We start from the raw sequence: 18,947 nt of genomic DNA on the forward strand, positions 1-18,947 counted from the left end.
TGTAGGAGCCGGCTGGCCGACGAAGAGGCCCCTGGATTGGGCGGTGATCTTGCCGACGCCTTCGCTGGCGAGCCAGCTCCTACAGGGTGTGAACATGAAGACAGCTGCGTCAGACAGCCAAGCACTCCGCCATCAGGCGTGCCCTTGAAATGCCTAGAACAACAATCATCAACCCATGCTTTCGAGGTTTACCACCATGTCGCTCAACGACAGACTCAGTCGCCACCTGGATCAAGGTGTAGTCGGCTTTCCCACGGCCCTGGCCAGTGCCGTGGGCTTGATCATGGCCAGCCCGGTGATCCTCACGGCCACCACTGGTTTTGGTATCGGCGGTGGCGCCTTTGCCATGGCGATGGTGATCGCCCTGGTGATGATGCTGGCGCAATCCACCACCTTCGCCGAAGCGGCCTGCCTGCTGCCCACCAACGGTTCGGTCTATGACTACTTGGCCTGTGGCCTGGGGCGTTTTTTCGCCATCACCGGGACCTTGTCCGCCTACCTGATCGTGCACGTGTTCGCCGGTACCGCGGAGACCATTCTCAGTGGAGTCATGGCCCTGGTTAACTTCGAGTCCCTCAACACCCTGCTGGAGCAGAGCGGCAGTGCCTGGCTGGTGGGGGTGGGGCTGGTGCTGTTCTTCGGTGCGCTGAACGCCGTGGGCATCACCGCCTTCAGCCGTGCCGAGGTGATCCTGACCTTCGGCATGTGGACCACCCTGATCATCTTTGGCGTGCTCGGGGTGCTCAAGGCACCGGCGGTGCAGCTCGATGGCTGGTTCGGCGCCTCGATGGTGGGTACCGACCTGCCGACCATCCTGTCCCTGGTGGGCATGGCCATGTTCATGTTCGTCGGCTGTGAATTCGTCACGCCCCTGACGCCGGATGTGCGCAAGGCCGCCAGGACCATTCCCCGGGCCATGGCCCTGGGGCTGGTGGGGGTAGCGGTGTGCATGTTCATCTATGGCGCGGCGATGAAGCGCCAAGTGGAAAACATCGCCCTGAGCGAGGATGGCAGCGTGCACCTGCTGGATACGCCCATGGCCATTCCGCATTTTGCCGAGCAGATCATGGGGCCCTTCGGCCGTATCTGGCTGGGCATCGGCCTGCTGTTCGCCGGCGCCGCCACCATCAACACGCTGATGGCCGGCTTGCCGCGGATCCTTTACGGCATGGCTCTGGATGGGGCGTTGCCGAAGGTCTTCACTTACCTGCACCCGCGCTTCAAGACGCCGTTGCTGTGCATTGCCGTAGCCGTGCTGATTCCCTGCCTGCATGCCTGGTGGCTGGGGGGCAGCACCGACAGCATCATGCACCTGGTGCTGGCGGCGGTCTGTGCCTGGAGCACTGCCTATCTGCTGGTCACCCTGTCAGTGGTGATGCTGCGCATTCGCCGGCCGGACCTGCCCCGGGCCTACAAGTCGCCGTGGTTTCCGCTGCCGCAGATCCTGTCTTCGGTGGGCATCCTGCTGGGCATGTGGTTCATCACGCCGCCGGGCATGAATCCGCGGGACATCTATGTGCCTTTCGGCAGCATGCTGGGCCTGACCGCGATCTATGCGCTGGTCTGGACCCTGCTGGTGCAGAAGGTCAATCCGTTTCGCCCGGTGCCGGTGGAGGAGGTGCTGGAACAGGCGCTGGGCCTGAATCCGGATACCGCCCATAACCTACGGGAGAGCGCGCCTGATGAATCTTTCAAGCTGGCGGCAAAACCTCTTTGAACTGTGGAACCGCGCGCCATCGGGCTATCGCCCGGGGCTGACCCTGGGGCAGTTGCGTCGGGATCTGGCGGGGCTCGATTTCACTCCACGGAGCCAGGTGCAGGGCGGTTTTCATTGCCCGCAAAACGGTTTGAGGTTCGAGGTGCAAGAGCGCGCCCAGGCGCAGTTCCTGATGCATATCGTGGCCTGTGAGTGGCGCCTGCCGGTGCCTTGTGACACGGCCCGGCAGGCGCGGATCCGTCTGCGTCACACTGGCGCGATCCGCCGTCAGGGTGTCGCAGCTCGGCTGCTCACGGGGGAGGACGCTGAATGGGCGCCGCTGCTGCAGCGCCTGTGCAGTGACCAGCGATTGCTGGAGCACCTGTTGCCCCTGGATTTCAAACACCTGGAATTGCGGCGCGATGCCCAGGGCTGGCAGGTGCACCTGGAGCATTTCGGCGCCAGCGAAGTGGTCAACCGCCTGCCCGGGTTCCGCCGCTATATCCGCTTGAGCGCTGAACAGCGGGCGGCGCTACTGGGCAGCTTCACTGAGTTGTACAAGCTACTGCGAGATTTCTGAGGGACATAACCGTAAGCGCTGGCATACAGCCTGCTTAAGCCATAACAGACTATCCATGCTGTCAGGCGCCTTGCCTGGCAAATAGATAACATGTTAATGATATCGCCATAACAACAAAGGCGGTTGGAACCGGCTTCTGGAGGTGCACAGTGCTTGCTTCGCATAGTTTCAGTTCCTGGGTGGGCGCCCTGCAGGGCGTCTGCGGTCGATTCGATGCCCGTCCGGCGCGCAATCCCGCCTTGTTCATTGGTGAAGTGGGCATGCAGGATTACGCCGGGCTGGAGGTGGCGCAGATCCGCACCAACGCCGGGCTGATCTCCCGCCAGAGCACCAAGGTCGATCATGAGGACGATCGCCATTGCTTCCTCATCATCCAGCGCAGCGGCCATGCGCGCTTGAGCCAGGGCGGCGAAAGTGTCGAACTGGCCCCGGGGGACATGGCGCTGCTGGACTCCGCCGGAGCCTGCGAGATCGTGCCCCATGGCCTGATCGAGCATGCTTCGTTCCATCTGTGCCGGGAGGAGGTCTACCGTCACCTGCCGGCCCAGCAGCGCAAGTTCGGCAAGCTGTCGCAAAATTGCGCCAGCGGGCGCCTGATGCGTTTGCTGGTGGAGCAGATCTGCGCCGGCGAATTGCAGGGTTGTGCGGCCCAGCAGGAAGGGCAGGCCTTGCAGGAAGCCCTGATTGCCTTGCTCGGTCCGACCTTGCGCCAGACCGTCAACAGCCTGGATGGCTTTGACGAGGGCCTGCATGGCGGATGCCTGCGTGATCAGGCGCGGCAGTTGATCAGCCAGTCCCTCAATGAGCCGGGCCTGACTCCGGTATCACTGGCCGGCCAGCTGAATATCTCGGTGCGCCAGCTGTACCGGCTGTTCGAGGAGCAGGGGGACAGCGTTTGCCGCTTCATCCAGCGCTCGCGGCTCAAGCGCAGCGCCGCGGACCTGAGCAATCCGCACCTGCGCAACGAATCCATCACCGACATTGCCTTCAAATGGGGCTTCACCGATTCGGCGCATTTCAGCCGCACCTTCAAGAAGCATTTCGAACAATCGCCCCGGGATTTCCGCGCCCGGTCCCTGAACGCCTGACGGCATGGCCCTTGCGGCCGCCGTCGTTGCCGGCGGCCGCACCGCAAGGCATGCGTCGCTCTTGAATGCGCCTTCGTCTGTAGGAGCCGGCTTGCCGACGAAAAGGACCGTAAGGCATGCGTCGAACTTGAGGGCGCCTTCGCTGGCAAGCCAGCTCCTACCGATAGCAGATAGCAGATAGCGGATAGCAGATAGCGGATAGCAGATGACGGGCGGCAGATGGCCGCTGGCAGACCGGCAATCACGGATTTTCCAGGTCGTGCCCCAGGGATTGGATAAACAGCGAGAACAGCTCCGGCTGGCTGGAGATATCCAGCTTGGCGTAGAGGTGGCGGCGGTGGACCTTGATGGTGTCCGGCGAGATCTTCAGCCGTTCCGCCATGGCCTTTGAAGAAAATCCCCGGAGGATCAGGCGGGCTATCTCCAGCTCCCGCTCCGAAAGTACGGCGCTGCCGAAATGGCTCAGGGCGTCGCGGATCTGGCTGGCCATTTCCTGGGGCGCAGGGCCTTGGGGGCGGGCCTGGCTGTGTTGCCAGTGCTGCTCCATCAGCGGCAGTACCCAGGCTGAAAAGGTGGTGAGTAGGCCGATCTCGTCGTGGCTGAAGACGCGCTGGCTGCCCAGGGAAAGCGACAGGGTGCCAGCCTCGGGCAGTTGCAGAATCAACTGCACTTCGTCTTCCAGGACGTTGTCGTGGAAGTAGCTGAGAAAGTATTCGCTCTGGCGGAAATGGTCCGGGGCCACCTCTTCCAGGCGGTACAGGCCGCTGGGGTAGCCTTCGCGACAGGCCTGGAAGAAGGGGTCCAGCAGGTACAGGCCGTTGAGGTAGGTGAGCATGGACGCCGGTTTGCTGCTGGGTTCGGCGTCATATTCCTCCAGGGCCCGGGGCGGGCCGTCCAGCGGGTAGAAGATCGCCAGGGCGTTGTCGAACGGCGTAGCCTGGTGCAGCAGCAGGATCAGCTGTTTCCAGAAGCGTGGATTGCCGATCAATGTGAGGGTGCGGCCCAGGCCGGCATGCAGGCCCACTTCCCTGAACAGGTTACTCAAAGGCGTTGCTCCGTTGATCCGCTGAAATGTCGTGGCCCGGTTTCGTCGATTTAACCGCCGTCGTCAAGGGGAGTACTCCAATAGGGGAATTGGGTGATGGTCTGCATCTGCCTAGAGTAGCTCCCAGCAAGTGCGCCCCAGAACGCACCCGCCCGATGAATTTCGTTTCTGCCTCAGACCAACAATAAACACGAGGATAACGATATGAGCTCTCCCTCTGCGCCCGACGGTGCGCTGAAACCTACCTTGAGTGTGTTCGATGTGGTGGCCATCACCGTGTCCGGTGTGACCCCCGCCAGTTCAGTGTTCGTGATCGCCCCCTTCGCCATCCATCAGGCCGGTAGCGGGGTGTTCCTGGCCTTCGTCATGGCCGGGTTGCTGGCCCTGATGTTCGCCTTTTGCTACGCCGAGCTGGGCCGCGCCCACAACAGCGCTGGCGGCGAGTATGTATACGCCAAGCGAGTGTTCGGCGGCATGGCCGGTTATGCCACCTTCCTCACGGTGCTGGTGATGCTGCTGTTCATTCCGCCGGTGCTGGCCACTGGTGCCGCCACCTACCTGAACAACGCCCTGGGCACGAACTTCGATTCCCAGACCGTGGCCCTGGTGATCGTGGTCTGCAGTTACCTGCTGGGCATCCTCAATATCAAGCTCAATGCCTGGATCACCGGCACGTGCCTGCTGCTGGAAGTGGCGGCCTTGCTGGTGATTGTCTGGCTCGGCTTCGGCAATGCCTCGCAGCCGGTGAGCATTCTGCTGCAACCGCAGATCGTCGATCACGGCGCCTTGCAACTGGCGCCCTGGGCACTGGTGATCGGCGCGGTGGGCATCGGCCTGTTTTCCTACAACGGCTACGGCCCGGCGGTGCTGCTGGCCGAAGACATGAAATGCAAGGGCCGCGGGGTGCACAAGGCGGTGCTGTGGTCCCTGGTGCTGGTGGTGATCATCGAACTGGTGCCGCTCACCGCGCTGCTGATCGGCGCGCCATCCTTGAGCGCGATGCTCGCCAGCCCCGACCCCATCGGTTACCTGCTCACCAGCCATGGCAACGAGACCCTGGCCCGGGTGGTCAGCGGCGGGATTTTCCTTTCGGTGTTCAATGCCATTGTCGCCATCGTCATCCAGATCGGTCGGGTGGTGTTCAGCAGTGGCCGCGATGCGCTGTGGACGCCCACTGTCAATCGCCTGTTCACCCGCATTCACCCGCGCTGGGATTCACCCTGGCTGGCGACCCTGTTCCTGGCCATTCCCTCGGCGGTGCTGAGCTTCAGCTCGAACCTGGCGGACCTGACGTCCTTCAGCGTGCTGCTGATCATGCTGGTGTACCTGATCGTCGCCCTCAGCGCGCTGATGAGCCGGGTACTGCTGCGCGACCGCGAGCATCCCTACCGCATGCCGCTATGGCCGCTACCGGCCTTGCTGGCGGTGCTCGGCGCGGGTTACCTGCTGGTCAATCTGTTCCTCGAAGCGTCCCTGCGGGACATCATGGTCATCATCGGGCTGCTGGCGCTGTCGGTGATTCTTTATGGCACCAACGGCCGGTACAGCCCGGCGTTTCAGAAACTGTAAGGAGTGGTTATGCGAGCACGTCAATTGGGCATCCGCCTGGGCCTGGGGACGCCAGGCCCGTTCAATGCGATCACCGATGTTCCCGGGGTGCGGGTTGGCCACAGCACCTTGAATACCAGCGTGGACGGCAAACAGGTGCGCACCGGGGTTACCCTGGTCCAGCCCCGCGCCGGGCACGCCCGCCAGCAGCCGTGCTTTGCCGGTTGCCATGTGCTCAACGGCAATGGCGATGCCACGGGCCTGGAGTGGATTCGCGAGGCCGGCACCCTGACCACGCCGCTGGCGATCACCAACACCCACAGTGTGGGCGTGGTGCGCGATGCCTTGATCGCCCTGGAGCGCGAGGCGTTGCAAGACCCGGCGGTGTACTGGTGCATGCCAGTGGTGATGGAAACCTACGACGGCCTGTTGAATGACATCTGGGGCCAGCATGTGGGGGTGCAGCAGGTGCGCGAAGCCATGGCCTGCGCCGAGTCCGGGCCGGTGGCCGAGGGTGCGGTCGGCGGCGGCACCGGGATGATCTGCCATGAGTTCAAGGGCGGCATCGGTACGGCGTCGCGGCGGCTGACGGTCGAGCAGGGCGGCTACACCGTCGGTGCCCTGGTCCAGGCCAACCACGGCAAACGCGAGGAACTGCGGGTCGATGGCTATCCAGTGGGGCGCCGGCTGGGGCATATCCCTTCGCCGTTTGCCGAGCGCGGGACCCCGGGCATGGGCTCGATCGTGGTGATACTGGCCACCGATGCGCCGCTGTTGCCGCACCAGTGCCAGCGCCTGGCCCAGCGCGCATCCATCGGCATCGCCCGCACCGGCGGAGGCACCGAGGATTCCAGCGGCGATATCTTCCTGGCCTTTGCCACGGGAAACCGGGACTTGCCGACGGCGGACTACGGGCGCAAGGGCCTGGGTTTCAGCACGCCGCTGGCGATGCTCAACAACGATCACATCTCGCCCTTGTTCAGCGCAGCCGCCGAAGCGGTGGAGGAAGCCATCATCAACGCCCTGCTGGCGGGGGTGCCCATGACCAGCACCGACGGCGTGCAAGTGCCGGCCCTGACTGCGCAAGTGTTGCTGGAAACATTGGAACTAACTGGTTGGAACAGAAGTTAACGGACTAAGAAGTGCGACGCGGTCGACATAACTGTTTATATGGATATTTAATAATTAAATTGTAGATTGTCGGACAATGACTGCCGTTAATCAGTTGGAAAAGAATCTTTCGACTGTACAGTCATTGTTTGCTGGAGTTCGCTGGAACAGTGAGATTTGACGTCAAAAAAGTAGTGGACGCCTGATTTCAAATTGTGTCAGTTTTCTTGCGCCTGCTTAGGGCGAGTGATAGGACGATCTCGCCAGGGATTGTCGCTATCTGACAAAAACTGTTCCATTGATTACAAGGAAGTGTGTTTATGTCGAAAGTAACAGAGAACGCTATTGCATCTGCCGAACAACAACTGGTGCCTTTGGCCGCAGCAAGTTCGGCGTATAACCAGATCAATAGCTTCAGCCACCAATACGATCGTGGCGGCAATCTCACGGTCAATGGCAAACCTTCGTTCTCGGTCGATCAGGCCGCCACGCAACTGCTGCGTGACGGCGCTGCCTACAAGGACCTGAACGGTAACGGCAAGATCGATCTGACCTATACCTTCCTGACCTCGGCTTCCTCGAGCACCATGTATAAGCATGGCATCTCCGGGTTCAGCCAGTTCAGCGCCCAGCAGAAGGCCCAGGCAGTCCTGGCCATGCAGTCCTGGGCTGACGTGGCCAACGTCGTGTTTACCGAGAAAGCCTCGGGTGGCGACGCCCACATGACCTTCGGCAACTACAGCGGTGGCCAGGATGGCGCGGCGGCATTTGCCTACCTGCCAGGTACCGGCGCCGGCTACGACGGCACCTCGTGGTACCTGATCAACAGCAGCTACACCCAGAACAAGAACCCCGACCTGAACAACTATGGCCGTCAGACCCTGACCCATGAGATCGGTCACACCCTGGGCCTGGCTCACCCTGGCGACTACAACGCCGGCGAAGGCAACCCCAGCTACAAGGACGCCAGCTACGGCCAGGACACCCGTGGCTACAGCGTCATGAGCTACTGGAGTGAAAGCAATACCAGCCAGAACTTCAGTAAGGGCGGGGTCGAAGCCTATTCGTCCGGCCCGCTGATGGACGATATCGCGGCTATCCAGAAACTCTACGGTGCCAACTACAGCACCCGTGCCGGCGATACCACCTACGGCTTCAACTCCAACACCGGGCGTGATTTCTACAGCGCCAGCTCGTCTTCCGACAAGCTGGTGTTCTCGGTGTGGGACGGTGGCGGCAACGATACCCTGGATTTCTCCGGTTTCACCCAGAACCAGAAGATCAACCTCAATGAAGCCTCGTTCTCCGACGTTGGCGGCATGGTGGGTAACGTTTCCATCGCTCAGGGCGTGACCGTGGAGAACGCCATCGGCGGTTCGGGCAACGACCTGTTGATCGGCAACAACGCCGCCAACGTGCTCAAGGGTGGTGCCGGCAACGACATCATCTACGGCGCCGGCGGTGCAGATCAGCTGTGGGGCGGCTCGGGCTCGGACACCTTCGTGTTCGCCGCCAGCACCGACTCCAAGCCGGGTGCGGCCGACCAGATCATGGATTTTGTCAGCGGCCTGGACAAGATCGATCTGACCGGGATCACCAAGGGCGCCGGCCTGCACTTCGTCAACGCCTTCACCGGCGCGGCGGGTGACGCGATCCTCACCACCTCCGGGGGCGTGAGCACCTTGTCCGTGGACTTCTCCGGGCATGGCGTGGCGGACTTCCTGGTCAGCACCGTGGGCCAGGCAGCGGTCAGCGACATCGTCGCCTGAGTGAAATGAGCACAGGGCCGCGCAGTCGAGCGGCTCTGCGTTCTTGCTTTGGGCCCTGGCCTGAGCGAGTCTACCGGGCGAACGGAGCACCCTATGACCCTGCATATTTCCTGTTGCCGGGCGGCCCGATGGCTGCTGGCGACACTGATGATCTTTTATGGAGCAATCACCATGGCAAGCAGCCTGCGCTTGGCGGACCCCTCGGAACTGGTTGGACATTGGCAACTGCAACAGGCAGCCGCACCCGCTGAAGGTTGCACCCTGGACCTGCTGCACAACGCCGCCCTGGGCGACGGCGCCGACTGCCTGTCGAAATGGCTCGGGGAAGCCGCGGTGGGCTGGTTCCCGGAGCCCGATGGCATTGCCATTACCGGCCGCGAAGGCTCGAAAATCATTTTCTTCAGTCGCCAGAAAGAGGGCCTCTACGAAGCCCGCCTGAAAGCCGACGGTCTGATTGTGTTACAACGCGCCGCTAATTAAACGATGAGTGTGTTCGTCTAATAAACGACGGCCATTATATCGCCACTCTCTTGGCCGGCAGGAACATGTTCGGGCTGCTGTTGGATACAGCTGTCCGAATTATTCGTGTCCGCAGGATTCAGCAACTAAGTAGTGCGGGTTGTTAGTTGTAGGCTACATTGGTTCCACGCTAGCGGGCGCGGATTAACAGCTCAGGGAAAATGTTAGAAATGGTGAAGAACAATCATCCTGCACCACTGTTCAAGGCACTGGGCGAATATAAGGGCATCCTCATCAGTGTCGGTTGTTTCACTGCGTTGATTAACGTGCTGATGCTGGTGCCTTCCATCTATATGTTGCAGGTCTACGACCGGGTACTGTCGTCGCAGAATGAAACCACCCTGGTGATGCTGTCGTTGATGGTGGTGGGCTTCTTCGTCTTTATCGGTCTTCTGGAAGTGCTGCGCAGCTTTATCGTGATCCGCATCGGCAGCCAGCTGGAGCGCCGCTTCAACCTGCGGGTCTACCAGGCCGCGTTCGAGCGCAACCTGTCGCGGGGCGAGGGCCATGCGGGGCAGTCCCTGGGGGATTTGACCCATATTCGCCAGTTCCTCACCGGGCCGGCACTGTTCGCCTTCTTCGATGCACCCTGGTTCCCCATCTACCTGCTGGTGATCTACGCCTTCAACGTCTGGCTCGGAGTGTTCGCCACTGTAGGCGCGTTGTTGCTGATTGCCCTGGCGTACCTCAACGAAGCGATGACCAAGAAGGACCTGGCCGAGGCCAGCGGTTTTTCGCAGCGTTCCACCCAGCTGGCTACCAGCCACCTGCACAACGCCGAAACCATCCAGGCCATGGGCATGCTTGGCGCCTTGCGCAAACGCTGGTTCGCCGTGCACTCGCGCTTCCTCGGCCTGCAGAACCAGGCCAGCGATACCGGCTCGGTGATCAGCTCCCTGAGCAAGACCTTGCGTCTGTGCCTGCAATCCCTGGTGCTGGGCCTGGGTGCCTTGCTGGTGATCAAGGGCGACATGACCGCCGGGATGATGATTGCCGGTTCGATCCTCATGGGCCGGGTGCTGAGCCCCATCGACCAGTTGATCGCGGTGTGGAAACAATGGAGTTCGGCCAAGCTGGCCTATGGCCGCCTGGATGCACTGCTGCGCGAGTTCCCGCCCAGCGATACGGCGATGTCCTTGCCGGCGCCCAAGGGCCAGGTGAGCTTCGAGCAGGTCAGCGCCGGCCCACCCGGACGGCGGATGGCGACCCTGCAACAGGTGAACTTCAGCATCAATGCCGGCGAAGTGCTTGGCGTGCTGGGGGCCTCCGGTTCCGGCAAGTCGACCCTGGCCCGGGTACTGGTGGGCGTATGGCCGACCCTGGGCGGCACCGTGCGCCTGGACGGGGCCGATATCCATCGCTGGAACCGCGACGAACTGGGGCCCTACATCGGCTATCTGCCCCAGGATATCGAGCTGTTTACCGGCAGCATCGCCGAGAACATCGCACGCTTTCGCCAGGCCGACCCGGAGCAGGTGGTCCAGGCCGCGCAGATGGCCGGGGTGCATGAGCTGATCCTGCGCCTGCCCCAGGGCTACGACACCGTGCTCGGCGATGACGGCAGCGGCCTGTCCGGTGGCCAGAAGCAGCGGGTGGCCCTGGCCCGGGCGCTGTATGGCAGCCCGAGCCTGGTGGTGCTGGACGAACCCAATTCCAACCTCGATACCGTGGGCGAAAGTGCCCTGGCGGCAGCCATTGCCCAGCTCAAGGCCCGGGGTACTAGCGTGGTGCTGGTGACCCACCGGTCCTCGGTGCTGGCCCTGGCCGACAAACTGCTGGTACTCAACGAAGGCCGCTTGCAGGCCTTCGGCCCGAGCCAGGAAGTGCTCAAGGCCCTTGCCGGCGGCCAGCAAGCCCAGGCCCAGGAGGCGCCCAAGCCCGTTGCAGCGGCACCCGGCGGCCTCAGCATGAGCCGGCAATACCAGGCTCCGACACGGAATTCAGGCGCATGAGCAAGGACAGCAACATGATGATCGAAGAGGGGTACGCGCCGGAACGGGTCGAGCGTGACGCGGGCTTTTTCGCCCGCATGGGCTGGATCCTGGCCCTGGTGGGGGCGGGCAGTTTCTTCGTCTGGGCGGCGCTGGCGCCCCTGGACCAGGGCATTCCGGTGCAAGGCACGGTGGTGGTGTCCGGCAAGCGCAAGGCGGTGCAGTCCATGAGCAGCGGAGTGGTCAGCCGGATCCTGGTGCGCGAGGGCGAAAGCGTGAAGCAGGGCCAGCCGCTGTTTCGCCTGGACCAGACCCAGGTGGCGGCGGACGTGCAATCGCTGCAAGCCCAGTACCGCATGGCCATGGCCAGCCTGGCGCGCTGGCGCAGCGAGCGCGACAACCTCAAGCAGGTGGATTTCCCCGCGCCCCTGAGCGACAGCGACGATCCGCGCCTGGCCCTGGTGCTGGAAGGCCAGCGCCAGTTGTTCAGCAGCCGGCGCGAGGCATTCTCCCGGGAGCAGGCGGGCATCCGTGCCAATATCGAAGGCGCCACCGCGCAACTGGCCGGCATGCGCCGGGCCCGCACCGACCTCGGTAGCCAGGCCGAATCCCTGCGCCAGCAACTGAGCAACCTGCAACCCTTGGCGGACAACGGCTACATCCCGCGCAACCGCCTGCTGGAATATCAGCGCCAACTGTCCCAGGTGCAGCAGGAACTGGCGCAGAACACCGGGGAAAGCGGGCGAGTGGAGCAGGGCATCCTCGAATCCCGGCTCAAGCTGCAACAGCACAGCGAGGAGTACCAGAAAGAGGTGCGCAGCCAGTTGGCCGAAGCCCAGCTCAAGACCCAGACCCTGGAGCAGCAACTAACCTCTGCCGGTTTCGATTTGCAGCACAGTGAGATCATCGCCACCGCCGACGGCATTGCGGTCAATCTCGGGGTGCACACCGAGGGCGCGGTGGTGCGCCAGGGCGAGACCCTGCTGGAAATCGTGCCCCAGGGCACTCACCTGGAGGTGGAAGGGCGGCTGCCGGTGAACCTGGTGGACAAGGTCGGCACCCACTTGCCGGTGGACATCCTGTTCACCGCCTTCAACCAGAGCCGCACGCCACGGGTGCCGGGCGAAGTCAGCCTGATTTCCGCCGACCAGATGCTCGACGAGAAAACCGGCATGCCCTACTACGTGCTGCGCAGCAGTGTCAGCGACCAGGCCATGGAGAAGCTCAACGGCCTGGTGATCAAGCCCGGCATGCCGGCGGAAATGTTCGTGCGCACTGGCGAGCGTTCCCTGCTCAATTACCTGTTCAAGCCACTGCTCGACCGGGCAGGTTCTGCACTGACCGAAGAATAAGGATGTCGCGTCGTATGAGTAAGCTTTCCATTCTCGCGGCGGCTCTGGCGCTGTTGGCCTGCCAGACGGCCCAGGCGGTGGGCCCGTTCCAGATCTACGAACAGGCCCTGCGCAACGACCCGGTGTTCCTCGGCGCCATCAAGGAGCGCGACGCCGGCCTTGAAAATCGCGCCATCGGCCGTGCCGGGCTGCTGCCCAAGGTCGGCTACAGCTACAACAAGGGCCATAACAACTCCAAGGTCAGCTACCTGGATACGGTGCGCGGCACCATTACCGAAAAACGCAACTACGACAGCTACGGTTCGTCCCTGACCCTGCAGCAGCCGCTGATCGACTACGAGGCCTACGCCAATTACCGCAAGGGCGTGGCCCAGGCGCTGTTTGCCGACGAGAACTTTCGCGGCAAGAGCCAGGAGTTGCTGGTGCGGGTGCTGAGCTACTACACCAAGGCGCTGTTCGCCCAGGACCAGATCGACATCGCCCTGGCCAAGAAAAAGGCCTTCGAGCAGCAGTTCCAGCAGAACCGGCACATGTTCCAGCAGGGCGAGGGCACCCGCACCGACATCCTCGAAGCCGAGTCGCGCTACGAATTGGCCACCGCCGAAGAGATCGAAGCCCGGGACGAGCAGGACGCGGCCTTGCGCGAGCTGGCGGCCCTGACCGGCGAGCCGAACCTCGATGTGCGGGATCTGGACCCCTTGCAGGAAGACTTCCAGTCCTTCTCCCTGACCCCGGCCAACTACGACACCTGGCACGAGATGGCCCTGAGCAACAACCCGGTGCTGGCTTCCCAGCGCCAGCGGGTCGAGGTCGCGCGCTACGAGGTGGAACGCAACCGCGCCGGGCACCTGCCCAAGCTCAGCGCCTACGCCACCCTGCGCCAGAACGAATCGGAAAGCGGCAACACCTACAACCAGCGCTACGACACCAACACCATCGGTATCGAAGTCAGCGTGCCGCTGTATGCCGGGGGCGGGGTCTCGGCCTCGACCCGCCAGGCCAGCCGCTCCATGGAACAGGCCGAGTACGAACTGGACGGCAAGACCCGGGAAACCCTGATTGAACTCCGCCGCCAATTCAGTGCCTGTCTATCGGGGGTGAGCAAGTTGCGGGCCTACCAGAAAGCCCTGACTTCGGCCGAGGCCCTGGTGGTCTCGACCAAGCAGAGCATCCTGGGGGGCGAACGGGTCAACCTCGATGCACTGAACGCCGAACAGCAGCTCTACACCACCCGCCGCGACCTGGCCCAGGCGCGCTATGACTACTTGATGGCCTGGACCAAGCTGCACTACTACGCAGGCACTCTGCGGGAAGAGGATCTGGCCAGGGTCGACGAGGCTTTCGGCCAGCGCGCGCAGCCTTAGGAGGCCTTGCCGACCGCAGGCTCAGGGACAATAAAAAAGAGGAATGAGCATGAGTATCTTCGATTACAAGACCGCCCTTGGCGGTGACGGCAAGGCCCTCTACAGCGAAGCCATTACTCTGGCGCTGTACGCCTCCACACCCACCGGCGAGGCGCTGCCGGGCACCGCCTGGCGCCCCATCAGCGCCAGCCAGCTGGGCTACCAGGGCAACGTCAGCGCCCAGGGCACGATTTCCGGCGAGCAGGCGATTGTCAGCGACGCCCAGGTCGAGGTGCTGGGCAAATACGACGCGGCCGGGCAACTGCTGTCCATCGGCATCAGCTTTCGCGGCACCGACAGCCTCAAGGACGGTATCAACGACCTGCAGGCGGCCTTTGTGTCGGGCTTTGCCGACAACTACAGCCGCCTGGCCTTCGACAACCTGCTGGGCAAGGTGGCGGCCTTTGCTGCGGCCCAGGGCTTGAGCGGCAGCGATGTGCTGGTCACCGGCCACAGCCTGGGCGGCCTTGGGGTCAACAGCCTGGCGGCCATGAGCAGCGATCACTGGGGCGGCTTCTACCAGGACGCCAGCTACGTGGCCTTCGCTTCGCCGACCCAGAGCGCCAACAGCTCGCAGGTGCTGAACATCGGTTATGAAAACGACCCGGTGTTCCGCGCCCTGGACGGCACTCATTTCAACGCCTCGTCCCTGGGCACCCACGACAAGCCCCAGGAATCGGCGACCAACAACATCGTCAGCTTCACCGATCACTATTCATCGTTCCTGGGCAAGTTGATTCCCCAGAGCATCCTCAATCCGCAGTCCTGGTCGGCCCACAGTGCGGTGGACTACGCCGGCGGCCTCAACCGCCTGATCAACTCGGATTTCTATGACCTGACCAGCCGCGACTCCACGGTGGTTATTTCCAACCTGTCCGAGGGCAAGCGCGATCAGGTCTGGGTCAAGGACCTCAACCTGTACGCGGAAAAACACACCGGCAGCACCTTCATCATCGGCACCCAGAGCAACGACCTGCTGCACGGCGGCAAGGGCAACGACTACCTGGATGGCGGGGCCGGCGATGATCGCTTCCGCGATGACGGCGGCTACAACATCATCCATGGCGGGCAGGGCCATAACGTGCTGGAACTGCAACAGCCGCTGAAGAACTTTTCCATCGCCAATGACGGCGACGGCACCCTGTATATCCGTGATGCCTACGGCGGCATCAGCATGACCCGGGACGTCGGCGCCCTGGTCAGCCACGAGACCGGAAGCTGGTGGCAACTGTTTGGCAAGGACGTGAGCCACAGCGTCACCGCCGACGGCTTGCAGAACGGCAACCAGTGGACCGCCTACAACCATTCCCTCAACGGCGATGCCTACGGCAATGCGCTGGTAGCCAGCGTCGATGGCGACTGGCTGTTCGGCCATGGCGGCGATGACCTGCTGAGCAGCGACAAGGCCAACGTGACCTTCGTCGGCGGCACCGGCAACGACGTCATGCACTCCAGCGGTGGCGGGGGCAATACCTTCCTGTTCAGCGGCAACTTCGGCTTCGACCTGATCCACGGCTACCAGAACACCGACAAGCTGGTCTTTATGGGCGTGCCCGGGGTCGACGCCCATTACGACTACAGCCAGCATTTGTCGCAGAACGGCAACGACACCCTGCTCAGTGTCGGCGAGTTCTCGGTGACCCTGGTGGGGGTCGGCATGGACAGCCTTTCGGGCTCGGGCCTGGTCTTCGCCTGACCCTCACCGATATCCAGCGCTAGAGGCCCCGCAGCCCCCTGAAAAGGGCTGCGGCGGCGACAGCTTTGCCCGCAGCAGGCGCCCCTGGGCGTGGGGCGCGAACCCTCAAGGAGCCAGTCCCATGAAGTAAGCCGTGGTTGCTGATCGGTTACGGAAAGTCGATCCCAGAACAACAACAAGAGAAGTCATCAACATGGATGTGAATGTTCATCAGCTCAATGTGCTGGCGGCCGGGGTGTTCCTGGCGTTTGCCGTGAACCTGCCGGTTGGGGCCCAGGCGGCCTACCAGGAAACCGGTCGCCCCGGTGATGCCGCCAGCTGGCGCTCCGCCGAATACCTGCAGGACTGGGGCCTGGACCGGATGCAGGCGAACCAGGCCTACGCCGCCGGCCTTACCGGTAGCGGGGTCAAGATCGGTGCCCTGGATTCGGGCTTCGATGCGGCCCATGCCGAAGCCTCGTCCCTGCGCTTTCACCCGGTGATCGCCAGCGGCAGCTACCAGGACGGCAGCGGGTTCCAGGTCTCCGGGGTGCTCAACGCCAACAACGACACCCACGGCACTCACGTCACCGGCACCATGGGCGCCGCCCGCGACGGCAATGGCATGCACGGGGTGGCCTTCAATGCCCAGGTCTACGTCGGCAACACCAACGGCAATGACAGCATGCTCTTCGGCCCGGGCCCCGACCCGCGCTATTTCCAGGCGGTGTACGGTGCCCTGGCCGACGCCGGGGTGCGGGTCATCAACAACAGCTGGGGCAGCCAGCCCAAGGACGTCAGCTACCAGACCCTCCAGGGCCTGCACGCCGCCTATGCCCAGCACTTCGGCCAGGACACCTGGCTCGACGCGGCGGCGCAGGTCTCGCGCCAGGGGGTGATCAACGTCTTCAGCGCCGGCAACAGCGGCTATGCCAATGCCAGCGTGCGATCGGCACTGCCGTATTTTCAGCCGGAGCTGGAAGGGCACTGGCTGGCGGTCTCGGGCCTGGACAAGAACAACCAGCAGAAATACAACCAGTGCGGGATCGCCAAGTACTGGTGCCTGGCCACGCCCGGCGCGGCCATCACCAGCACTGTGCCCGGGGGCGGCTACGCCACCTACAACGGCACTTCGATGGCCGCGCCCCATGCCACCGGGGCCCTGGCCCTGGTGATGGAGCGCTACCCCTATCTGGACAACCAGCAGGCCCTGCAGGTGCTGCTGACCACCGCCCGCCAGCTCGATGGCTCGCTGACCCAGGCCCCTGGCAGCCTGGTGGGCTGGGGCGTGCCGGACCTGGGCCGGGCATTGCACGGGCCCGGGCAGTTGCTGGGGGCATTCAAGGTCAACCTGGAGGCCGGGCAGGGCGATGTGTGGAGCAACGGCATCTCCGACCAGGCCCTGGCCCAGCGCCAGGTGGAGGATGCCGCCGAGCACCAGGCCTGGCAACAGACTCTCAAGGATCGTGGCTGGGAGCAGGGCCCGGGGGCCCAGGCCAGCCAGCAGGAACTGACCGACTACGCGGTCGGCATGGCCCGGGATGCGGCGGCCGCGCAGCGCCTGTACCAGGGCAGCCTGGTCAAGTCCGGGGCCGGCTGGCTGTTGCTCAGCGGTGACAGTAGCTATCGCGGGCCGACCACGGTCGATGGCGGGCTGCTGGTGGTCAATGGCAGCCTGGCATCCGCGGTCACGGTCAACAGTGGCGCGAGCCTGGGTGGCAGCGGGCAGGTCGCGGCGCTGACCGCGACCCGCGGCGCGCGCGTGGCCCCGGGCAACTCCATCGGCACCCTGAATGTGGCCGGCGATGTGAGTTTCCAGCCAGGTTCGACCTACGCCGTGGAGCTGTCGCCGACCGCCAGCGACCGTATCGTCGCCGGCGGCCGGGCGCATCTGGAGGGCGCCCAGCTCAGCCTGAGCCTGGAACACAACGCCAACCTGCTCAGCGCCGGGCAGGTCCGGGGGCTGGTCGGGCGCCAGTTCGACATCTTGCAGGCCGCGGGCGGTATCGATGGCCAGTTCGCCCTGGTGCAACCCAACTACCTGTTTCTCGGCGCGGTGGTCGATTACTCCGCCAGCGGCGTGCAACTGGGCCTGGTGCGCAGCGCCGCGACCTTTGCCAGCGTGGCCGCCAGCCCCAACCAGCGCGCGGTGGCCTCGGCGGTGGAGCAGTTGGGCACGGCCGACCCGGTCTACGAAAGCCTGCTGCTGTCGGCCTCGCCGGCTTCGGCTCAAGGGGCGTTGCAACAGTTGTCCGGGGAGATCTACCCGGCCCTGGAGCAGACCCTGCTCAATCAGGGCCGCGACCTGCGCGAGGCCTTTGGCCAGCGCTTGCAGCGCCCGGGGCCAAATGCCGGGGAGGGCGAGGCGAGTTTCTGGATCAAGGGCCTGGGTGGGCAGGCGCGCACTGACGGCGACTCGGGCCACAGTTCCTACCAGGGCAAGGGCAGTGGGGTGCTGCTGGGGCTGGACCGCGACCTGGACGCGGACACGCGGGTCGGCCTGGCCGCCGGCTACAGCGACACCTCGCTGCGCATGGGCGGCGCCAGCCACTCCAGCGCGCAGATCGACAGCTACCACTTGGGCGCCTATGCCGGGCGCGACCTGGGCGACCTGCGCCTGAGCCTGGGGGCCAGCCACAGCTGGCATAGCGCCCAGGTGCGCCGCGACCTGCAATACGCCGAAGCCAGCGCCAAGCAGAAGGCCCGGATCGACGGCCGCAGCAGCCAGCTGTTCAGCGAGGTAGCGTATCGGCTGCAGCTACCGGCCCTGACGTTGGAGCCCTTCGCCAACCTGGCCTACCTGCACCTGCAGCGTGACGCCTTCCACGAGAAGGGCGACGCCGCGGCCCTGCGCGCCGGGGAGGACAGCGCCGAGGCCCTGCTGGGCAGCCTGGGGGCCCGGGGCCTGAAGCGGCTCAGCCTGAGCCGCGGCCAGCCCCTGGAGCTGTCCAGCAGCCTGGCCTGGCAGCACCGCCTGGGGCATGACACTTCCAGCCAGCACCTGGCATTCGCCAGCGGCGGCCCGAGCTTTGCCGTGGACAGCGCAAGCGCGTCCCGGGATGCGGCGCTGCTGGGGCTTCAGGCGCGCCTTGGAGTCACCGCCCAGCTGGACCTGAGCCTGGATTACCAGGGCCAGCTGGGCAATGCCGAACAGTTCCACAACGTGGGGCTGAACCTCGACTGGCGCTTCTGAAGCGCCGGTCGCCATACCCCGGCGCAGAGCGTCGTCGC

Annotated in this window: 13 protein-coding genes; 12 read left to right on the forward strand and 1 reads right to left on the reverse strand. The window is 64.0% G+C overall.

Annotated elements, in window-relative coordinates:
• Positions 1 to 196: 196 nt before the first annotated feature.
• The 3 genes from ABCR88_RS15025 (at position 197) to feaR (ending at position 3,364) form a co-directional block, all read left to right on the forward strand.
• The gene (locus ABCR88_RS15025; RefSeq protein ID WP_019095319.1) at positions 197 to 1,717 is read left to right on the forward strand and encodes an APC family permease; all 1,521 of its coding nucleotides are present in this window, start codon (positions 197 to 199) and stop codon (positions 1,715 to 1,717) included.
• A complete protein-coding gene (locus ABCR88_RS15030) occupies positions 1,683 to 2,276 on the forward strand; it encodes a DUF3156 family protein (RefSeq protein ID WP_210458657.1) in 594 nt (197 codons plus the stop codon). Before ABCR88_RS15025 ends, ABCR88_RS15030 begins: the two co-directional genes overlap by 35 nt.
• 149 nt (positions 2,277 to 2,425) lie before the next feature.
• On the forward strand, positions 2,426 to 3,364 hold the full coding sequence (gene feaR, locus ABCR88_RS15035) for a transcriptional regulator FeaR (RefSeq protein ID WP_019095317.1): 939 nt from the start codon (positions 2,426 to 2,428) through the stop codon (positions 3,362 to 3,364).
• A 241-nt stretch (positions 3,365 to 3,605) separates the two neighbouring features.
• On the opposite strand, the gene ABCR88_RS15040 is transcribed toward feaR, so the two are convergent.
• Positions 3,606 to 4,409, reverse strand: coding sequence for a helix-turn-helix transcriptional regulator (locus ABCR88_RS15040; RefSeq protein ID WP_015635760.1), 804 nt, complete (start codon positions 4,407 to 4,409; stop codon positions 3,606 to 3,608).
• A 204-nt stretch (positions 4,410 to 4,613) separates the two neighbouring features.
• On the opposite strand from ABCR88_RS15040, the gene ABCR88_RS15045 reads away from it, so the two are divergent.
• The 9 genes from ABCR88_RS15045 (at position 4,614) to ABCR88_RS15085 (ending at position 18,909) form a co-directional block, all read left to right on the forward strand.
• A complete protein-coding gene (locus ABCR88_RS15045) occupies positions 4,614 to 5,978 on the forward strand; it encodes an APC family permease (protein WP_019095316.1) in 1,365 nt (454 codons plus the stop codon).
• A 9-nt stretch (positions 5,979 to 5,987) separates the two neighbouring features.
• Positions 5,988 to 7,088 carry a P1 family peptidase gene (locus tag ABCR88_RS15050; protein ID WP_212805364.1) on the forward strand — a complete coding sequence of 367 codons (1,101 nt, stop codon included), beginning with the start codon at positions 5,988 to 5,990 and terminating at the stop codon, positions 7,086 to 7,088.
• Positions 7,089 to 7,387: 299 nt separating this feature from the next.
• Positions 7,388 to 8,836 (forward strand): serralysin family metalloprotease, encoded by a 1,449-nt coding sequence (locus ABCR88_RS15055; RefSeq protein ID WP_011061494.1) that lies wholly within the window; start codon positions 7,388 to 7,390, stop codon positions 8,834 to 8,836.
• Between the two features lie 93 nt (positions 8,837 to 8,929).
• Complete coding sequence (locus tag ABCR88_RS15060; RefSeq protein WP_011061493.1) at positions 8,930 to 9,316, forward strand: AprI/Inh family metalloprotease inhibitor; 387 nt, start codon at positions 8,930 to 8,932, stop codon at positions 9,314 to 9,316.
• Positions 9,317 to 9,525: 209 nt separating this feature from the next.
• Positions 9,526 to 11,307 carry a type I secretion system permease/ATPase gene (locus tag ABCR88_RS15065; protein WP_011061492.1) on the forward strand — a complete coding sequence of 594 codons (1,782 nt, stop codon included), beginning with the start codon at positions 9,526 to 9,528 and terminating at the stop codon, positions 11,305 to 11,307.
• Positions 11,304 to 12,638 (forward strand): HlyD family type I secretion periplasmic adaptor subunit, encoded by a 1,335-nt coding sequence (locus tag ABCR88_RS15070; protein WP_015635758.1) that lies wholly within the window; start codon positions 11,304 to 11,306, stop codon positions 12,636 to 12,638. Before ABCR88_RS15065 ends, ABCR88_RS15070 begins: the two co-directional genes overlap by 4 nt.
• A gap of 2 nt (positions 12,639 to 12,640) precedes the next feature.
• Positions 12,641 to 14,002: a TolC family outer membrane protein gene (locus ABCR88_RS15075; RefSeq protein WP_011061490.1), complete on the forward strand. Its 1,362-nt coding sequence runs from the start codon at positions 12,641 to 12,643 to the stop codon at positions 14,000 to 14,002.
• A 49-nt stretch (positions 14,003 to 14,051) separates the two neighbouring features.
• Entirely contained in the window at positions 14,052 to 15,737 is a 1,686-nt protein-coding gene (locus ABCR88_RS15080) for a lipase (protein WP_015635756.1), read from the forward strand.
• Positions 15,738 to 15,930: 193 nt separating this feature from the next.
• A complete protein-coding gene (locus ABCR88_RS15085; RefSeq protein WP_350404783.1) occupies positions 15,931 to 18,909 on the forward strand; it encodes an autotransporter domain-containing protein in 2,979 nt (992 codons plus the stop codon).
• The last annotated feature ends 38 nt before the right edge of the window (positions 18,910 to 18,947 follow it).

Origin of the sequence: Pseudomonas sp. W17 (genome assembly GCF_040268305.1) — a bacterium.
Taxonomy (GTDB): domain Bacteria; phylum Pseudomonadota; class Gammaproteobacteria; order Pseudomonadales; family Pseudomonadaceae; genus Aquipseudomonas; species Aquipseudomonas protegens.